This is a genomic window from Chamaesiphon sp. OTE_75_metabat_556, from assembly GCF_031378165.1.
Classification (GTDB): domain Bacteria; phylum Cyanobacteriota; class Cyanobacteriia; order Cyanobacteriales; family Chamaesiphonaceae; genus Chamaesiphon.
Genome location: NZ_JANNDR010000047.1, coordinates 1 through 6878, shown reverse-complemented (window position 1 = coordinate 6878; position 6878 = coordinate 1). Strand labels below are relative to the sequence as shown.

Sequence of the window (6878 nt, the reverse complement as noted above, 5' to 3'; positions counted from 1 at the left end):
GGAGGAAGATATCGATCGCACTCTCGCAGCGGCTAGAGCGGTGATGTCGCAAATCTAGCTGCCTGAATAACAAAATAGAAACTAAATAGAAACCGGACTTCTTAAATTCAAGAAGTCCGGTTTCTAAACTACTAGACCGATCCTGGATCGATTATTTCAGATCCGCCAGCGGAAATGAGACTGCTTTACCTTTTAAAGTCTCTAGTGATTTGAGCTGTTCGGGTGTCAACACGGCCTTAGCTTGTTGATTGCTTTCTTTCATCACGGCTTCCATCCGTTTGCGATTGTCGGCAAGGGTTTTCTCGCGTTTGGCGACATCATTGCGATCGGGAATTTCCCAAGCCCCGATCGTTTTAATTCGCATTTGCCCGACAATATTACTGAGTTGTTTTTTCTGGGCATCTGTCAATTTGAGATCCGTTGCAAAATCATCTTTGGTCATAATCCCAAAATCAAACTTCTGCAATAAAATTTCTTTGGCTCTTTTTTCCTGTTCGGGCTTGAGGACTTTGCTGACTTTTTGCTGGGATTCTTTGGCGATAGTTGCCGTACCCTGTTCGGTTTCCACCGCCAGTTTCTTTTTCTCGCTATCTTGCTGGTCTTTTGGTAATGCTTCGAGCGACTTGTATTTACTCTTGACTGACTCAGAAGAAGCGGCGATTTTGGTCTTCAAATCTGCTTCGATTGCCTTGATTTGAGCGACCTGATCGTCAGTTAACTTGAGTTCGGATTTAACTAATGGATGCTGCAATAACTGAAGTGGATTTGCACCCTGACGATCGGGCTTGGCGTTATCGGCATTGCCAGCACCGCCTGGTGGTGGATTACCAGGAGCACCAGGTGGCCCAGAGGCGTTTGGGGGGGTGAGGTTGTTACAACTAGACAAGATCGAGCAGCTAGTCCAAATTGCCAGCCAGGATGCCACAGTGAGACTGCGATTTAAAGTTAATCTGTGCATATGTTCGTGATGTTTCTGATCGAGAGCCGAAGTCTCAACTATTCTAACTCCAGCTAGTAAGCGTTTCGCTTGTCAAATTACTTGGGGCGGGATTCCTCACCTCGCAGAGCACGCCATCCCCTCCCGGCGAAGCTGAGGAAGGGGAATTCCGGTGAATACGTTAAATAGAATCGTGTCTAATGATCGCCTCTCAATCGAGCGATTCAGCGTGACAGAACCCGATCGATCTCTAGATTTCCAAAAGGTGGTAGAGATTGACCGAGCGAGATAAGATTAGTGTAGATTATGCAGGACGCAGGGTAGTATCTAATTGCTACGAGCATGACAATCGAAATCAGATCGGTAATTTGGCCGATCGCCAGGAATAAAGGTTGATTGAGCTGTATGCTTTACCAATGACTGGAGCGATTTGGAGTCTCGATTTTGACAATTTGACGATCGCGGCTAGGACTTGATGACGATCGCGGTTAGAACGACTATTTATGAATACTCCTAAGACTGTTTTCAATACCATTCCCCGCATTGAAATGTATTGGCAGGGCAATGTTGTCGCTTTCGATCTGAGCGAGAGCGAGCACGCGCTGGGGCGCGAGCCGCCGCAGCCACCACCGATTGGTTTGGTAGTGCCGATCGAGTGGGAATTGGTCAGCCGCTATCAGGCCACGCTCCGCAAGGTGGATCATGGTTACTATATTTACGACGGGGATGGTCAAAATCCCAGCAGCAATCGGCTCTTTATCAACAATCGCTTAATTAGGCCGCAGGAGGGCTATCGGCTCCAATCCTACGATGAGTTAAGGATCGGCCAAGATCCGCAAAATTATGCCACGATCGTCTATCTAGATCCCTTCAATGTGCGTGCTGGTGAGGCACCCGTCAAAACGGGAATGTCATTGGTACCCCAACAGACAGTGACGATCGGGCGGAGTGAAGATAATGATTTTGTCCTCGATGCACCGACGGTATCGCGTTATCATGCATCGGTGCAACGGATGGCATCGGGACGGTATTTGCTGCACAACTATAGCCCCAATGGCGTCTTTGTCGATCGGCAACAAGTAGACAAAACCGCGCCGATGGCGATGGGTTCGGTGCTGCAAATCGGCCCTTATACCTTTGTATTACAAAATGATCAGCTGACGATCGCCGATCGAGGGGAGAATATCCGCTTGGATGTCGATCGAATTACCAAAGTCGTCAACCACAAGGATCGGCAGCGGCTCTGTCTGCTCGATAATATCAATCTGGCGATCGAACCAGGACAATTGGTCGCGATCGTCGGGGGCAGCGGCACGGGTAAATCGACATTGATGAAAACCTTGTTGGGCATCTCCCAACCCACCCACGGACTGGTCTATCTCAATGGCGATAACCTGGTCAATAATTTTAATATTTATCGCAATACGATCGGTTATGTCCCCCAAAGCGATATCGTCCACTCTCATCTGACGGTGAGGGAAGTTCTCCTGTATGCCGCCCAGATGCGATTGCCACCCGATACGGATTTGCACGCGACGATCGCCAAAACCCTGGCACAAATTGAGTTAGTTCCCTGTCAAGATAGTTTAGTTAAAAACCTCAGTGGCGGACAACTCAAACGCGTGAGTATTGGTGTGGAACTACTGGCAGATCCCAAGTTGTTCTTCTTGGATGAGCCGACTTCGGGCTTAGATCCGGGGTTGGACAAAAAAATGATGCAGCTCTTGCGCCGACTAGCCAATCGCGGTCAAACTGTGGTGCTGGTGACTCATGCCACTAGCAATATCATGCTATGCGATCGCGTTGCTGTGATGGGTTTGGGCGGTCAGCTCTGCTATTTTGGCCCGCCGGCTACCGCTACCGAATTTTTTGAGGTGCCGAGTCTGGATTTTGCCGATATTTATATTCAGCTCGAAACCCCTGAAGCTTGCTTGGCGACAGCCCGCCGATTTGCAGATTCGAGCTATTATCAAACCTATGTCCAAGAGCGATTGAGCTTACCTCAACAGAGCGCGAGCAGTAATCGATCGCCCCTGTCGCCACCACCAACGCGTGTCAAGCAATCTTTTTTCAAGCAGTTGCAAATCCTCACCCGCCGCAACCTGCACCTGATTGGGCGCGATCCAGTCTATTTAGGTCTGTCGCTCTTGACCGCCCCGATCGGGATTTTATTAGTCTACTTAGCGACCAAAGATGTCTTGCAAGATCCGAGCCAGAGTTTCAATGTGGCTACCAATCCCTGGCTGACCCCCTTTGTCGGTTCGCCGAACGTCAATCGATCGGGTATGGCTCTAAAAATCTTGTTTATCTTCACTTGTATCAATATCTGGGTGGGGCTAGCCAGTTCGCTCCAGGAAATTATCAAAGAATCGGCCATCTATGCCCGCGAACGCTTGGTCAACTTGGGCTTATTTACTTACGTTAGCTCGAAATTGTTGACACTAGGTGGTTTGGCCGCGATCCAAAGTTGCTTGATTAGTGCGATCGTGCTGATTTGTTTCGCCCATCCCAATCCGATTGCCGAACTCAGTCCGGTAAATTGGTATATCGGTTTGCCAATTACCACCTTTTTGAGCATTTTGGCAGCCACCTGTCTGGGCTTGATGGTTTCTGCCAGCGTCAAAAACAGCTCGCAAGCAAATAGTGCGTTACCTTTATTGCTATTACCGCAAATTATCTTTGCTGGGGTGTTGTTCGGGCTGGATCAGGTGGCTGTCGGTCAGGTGATCTCCTGGTTTACCATTGGTAGATGGTCGATCGGGGCTTATGGCACTTTAATCGATCTCAATCTCCTCACCCCGACCAAAAATGAGGTCATGGACTTCACCCAAGTGATGAAATCGTCCGCAGTCTACGACACAACTTGGCAAAATCTCGGCTTAAATTGGGGAATGTTACTGCTCCACAGTGTTGTTTATATCGGCGTGACAATTTGGTTGCAAAAACGCAAAGACCTCCTCAAATCGCCTCAACGATTATCCCCTACCAAAAAAGGCTAACGATCTCGATCGATTACAAGCGTCAAAACCCCGCAAAGTGCAGTCAACCTAAATTATTCACATCGCAATTCCATCCCACTAAACTCCCACCTCCCACCTCCCATGGACATTTACTGTACGCGTCCTCGTTGCGAACAACCTGTCAACTCATTTGCCGATCTAGACGATAGCAAACTGTTAAAAACCGTCCACCAACGGCATTGTGTTAACTGTGGGATGCCGCTGATTTTGGATGGTCGCTATCTGCCCACCCAATTGTTGCAGCAGGGCGGACTGGGGGTAGCGTTTTTGGGTTGCGATCGCCGGACGCCGGGACTTAGACGCTGTGTCATCAAGCAATTGCAGGTCAATCCCAGTTTTAATAACGAGCAGGTGGAGGTGGCCACTAAGCTCTTTCATCGCGAAGCGGAAGTGCTCGAAAAACTGGGCGAGCATCCGCGCATTCCCCGCCTATTTGCCTTCCTCGAACTGGTTGCCTCTGCTGCACCACCACATAACCAGCAAAAGTTTTTTTATCTAGTTCAAGAATATATCGAGGGACAAAACTTAGAACAAGAATTGCAGGCTAGGGGGCGATTTACCGAACCAGCAGTCATCTATGTCTTGCGCGAAGTTGCCAAAATCCTCGAATTTATTCACTTTCAAGGATCGATCCACCGCGATATTAAGCCCTCAAATATCATGCGGGACTTAAAAGGCCAAATTTATACGATCGACTTTGGGGCAGTCAAGCAGATCGCCATGGAGACGGAACGGATGACAGGGAGCAATCGCAGTCTCACTGGTGTCTCTACGCCTGAATACGCACCGTGGGAGCAACGGCAGGGTCAGACGATCTATCCCTCCTCAGACTTGTATGCCTTGGCGGTAACTTGCTTGAATTTACTCACGGGTAAACCACCACAAGATTTACTCGCTGCCGATACCCAGGCATGGCAATGGCGATCTGGCGATCTCCAAGTCAGCGACAACTTAGCTGAGATCCTCGACAAAATGCTGCACAGTAATCCCAGCGAGCGATTTCAGTCGGCAAGGGACGTATTGGAAGCTCTTGATGATATCTATGGGATTCCAGTCGTGAGGGCGGCGAATATTGCCACGGGGACTAGTAATCCGGTGCCAACTACGTTGTTACTCGGTACCTTCGAGCAAGAAGATCCGCTCCAGATCGAGAGTGAATTGCCCCGCCAGGAAGTGCCGACCGATCGACACATCGCCAAAGCACCGATCCTGCCCGAAACGGCACCAATGCAGATTTATACATCACCTCCATTCAAGGCAGTACCGGCTCCTGCCCAAAAACCGCTGCCACTGCTAAGAATTATCGTGGCAGCATCGATCGGCTTAGTAGCACTGTTAGGCTCGAAGTTGCTATCGGGATCGAAGGTGCAGATCGGAGAGGCACTATCCCAGCGCAGTAGTGCAGGCGATCGGATCTTGCTGAGTATTGAGGGCAATCGCGATACCGATCGCTTTAAGAGTTTGAAGCGGGCGGGCGTTTTGGCGATCACCAATCAAAAATATGAGCAAGCTGTCACCAATTTCCAAGCAGCCCTCGTCGAAAATCCCAACTCGCCCGAAACGCGCATTTACCTCAATAACGCCTTAATTGGCGATCGCCCCAGTTATACGATCGCGACATCGGCACCGATTGGTAGATCGCTCGATCGAGCATCGGAAATGTTGCGTGGATTCGCGCAGGCGCAATCAGAAATGAATCAAGCTGGTGGCGTAAATGATGCCAAAATCAAACTGCGAATTGTCGATGATAGCGACGATCCCAAAACGATCGACAAGATTGCCACCGAGATCGCCAACCAACCAGAAATCCTCGGCATCGTCGGTCACAATCGCAATGATGTGACGATGAAAGCCGCCACGATCTATAACCGCGAAAAATTAGCCTTTATTGCACCGATTAGTACGGCCAATGAACTTACTAGTCGCAATAAACCCTACATATTTAGAACTAATGCTAGAGCCGATACGATCGTTCAAAAATTAGTCGATCGCTTAATTAACACTGAAAAAAAACGCCGAGTGGCAATTTTTTCCGTACCGACGATTACTTACAATGATGAGTTCAAAAATCAATTTGCCAATAAATTAGTCGCTAAAGGTGGCCAAATTGTCGGCATGTTTCAGTTTTCGAGAGTAGCTTCATCCGCCTCGCCAACTCCGGCGGCTACCACTACCACGTTCGATGCCGAAACCTACCTCAAGCAAGCTAACGCTGCTGGTGCCGAAGCGATCCTGCTACTGCCAGTCGGCCGCTCCAATCGCGAGGCGATCCAGCTCCTGAAAATCGCCGATCGTAAATATCCCAATCTCAGCATCTTGAGTGACACCGCCATGTACAGCATCAATACGCTCAGAGCAGGTCAAGCCGCCGCCGGATTGGTGATGGGCGTACCGTGGCAAGACTCCGACAGCACGCCCCAATTTTTATCAGGCGCGCAGCAGCTTTGGAACGATCGAGTTAACTGGGCGACGGCGACCTCTTATAATGCCGTGAAGTCGATGGGGACAGCGATGAAAGCGGAAAAATCGCCGACCAGACAGAGCGTGATGACAGCACTCTCCAAGACTGAATTTACCGGTGCTGCTGGCAGGTTGCAGTTTACGCAGGGCGAGCCAACCGAACGCTATGTCTTAGTCCAAGTTGCGCCAACGCCACCTAACTATCGCTACTCCTCGCGAACGGGATATGACTTTGTGTCGAGCGACTAGACGATCGATCGAGAATTAACGAGGTAATTTGAGAACTCAATCGATCGATGCCAAAGATCGTTGCCACTGCACCTATGTAAGTAGTTCGCAGTGGTGGTAAATAGTATCGAGATTTACTATTCCCTGTCAGACCCAGTCAGGTTAAGATGTGTGAATGAGCGAATGAGCAGCAGACTAGGTGTGACTTAGTTTGTTATCACTACAGATTCGCG

At 49.4% G+C, this 6878-nt stretch carries 3 protein-coding genes; 2 read left to right on the top strand and 1 reads right to left on the bottom strand.

The window, feature by feature from the left end; genetic code table 11:
* Nucleotides 1–151: 151 nt before the first annotated feature.
* The gene (locus RMO27_RS02490) at nucleotides 152–958 is read right to left on the bottom strand and encodes a hypothetical protein (protein ID WP_309728738.1); all 807 of its coding nucleotides are present in this window, start codon (nucleotides 956–958) and stop codon (nucleotides 152–154) included.
* Between the two features lie 482 nt (nucleotides 959–1440).
* On the opposite strand from RMO27_RS02490, the gene RMO27_RS02485 reads away from it, so the two are divergent.
* Both RMO27_RS02485 and RMO27_RS02480 read left to right on the top strand, forming a co-directional pair.
* On the top strand, nucleotides 1441–3936 hold the full coding sequence (locus RMO27_RS02485; protein WP_309728736.1) for an ATP-binding cassette domain-containing protein: 2496 nt from the start codon (nucleotides 1441–1443) through the stop codon (nucleotides 3934–3936).
* Between the two features lie 102 nt (nucleotides 3937–4038).
* The gene (locus tag RMO27_RS02480) at nucleotides 4039–6666 is read left to right on the top strand and encodes a bifunctional serine/threonine-protein kinase/ABC transporter substrate-binding protein (protein ID WP_309728733.1); all 2628 of its coding nucleotides are present in this window, start codon (nucleotides 4039–4041) and stop codon (nucleotides 6664–6666) included.
* Nucleotides 6667–6878 lie beyond the last annotated feature (212 nt).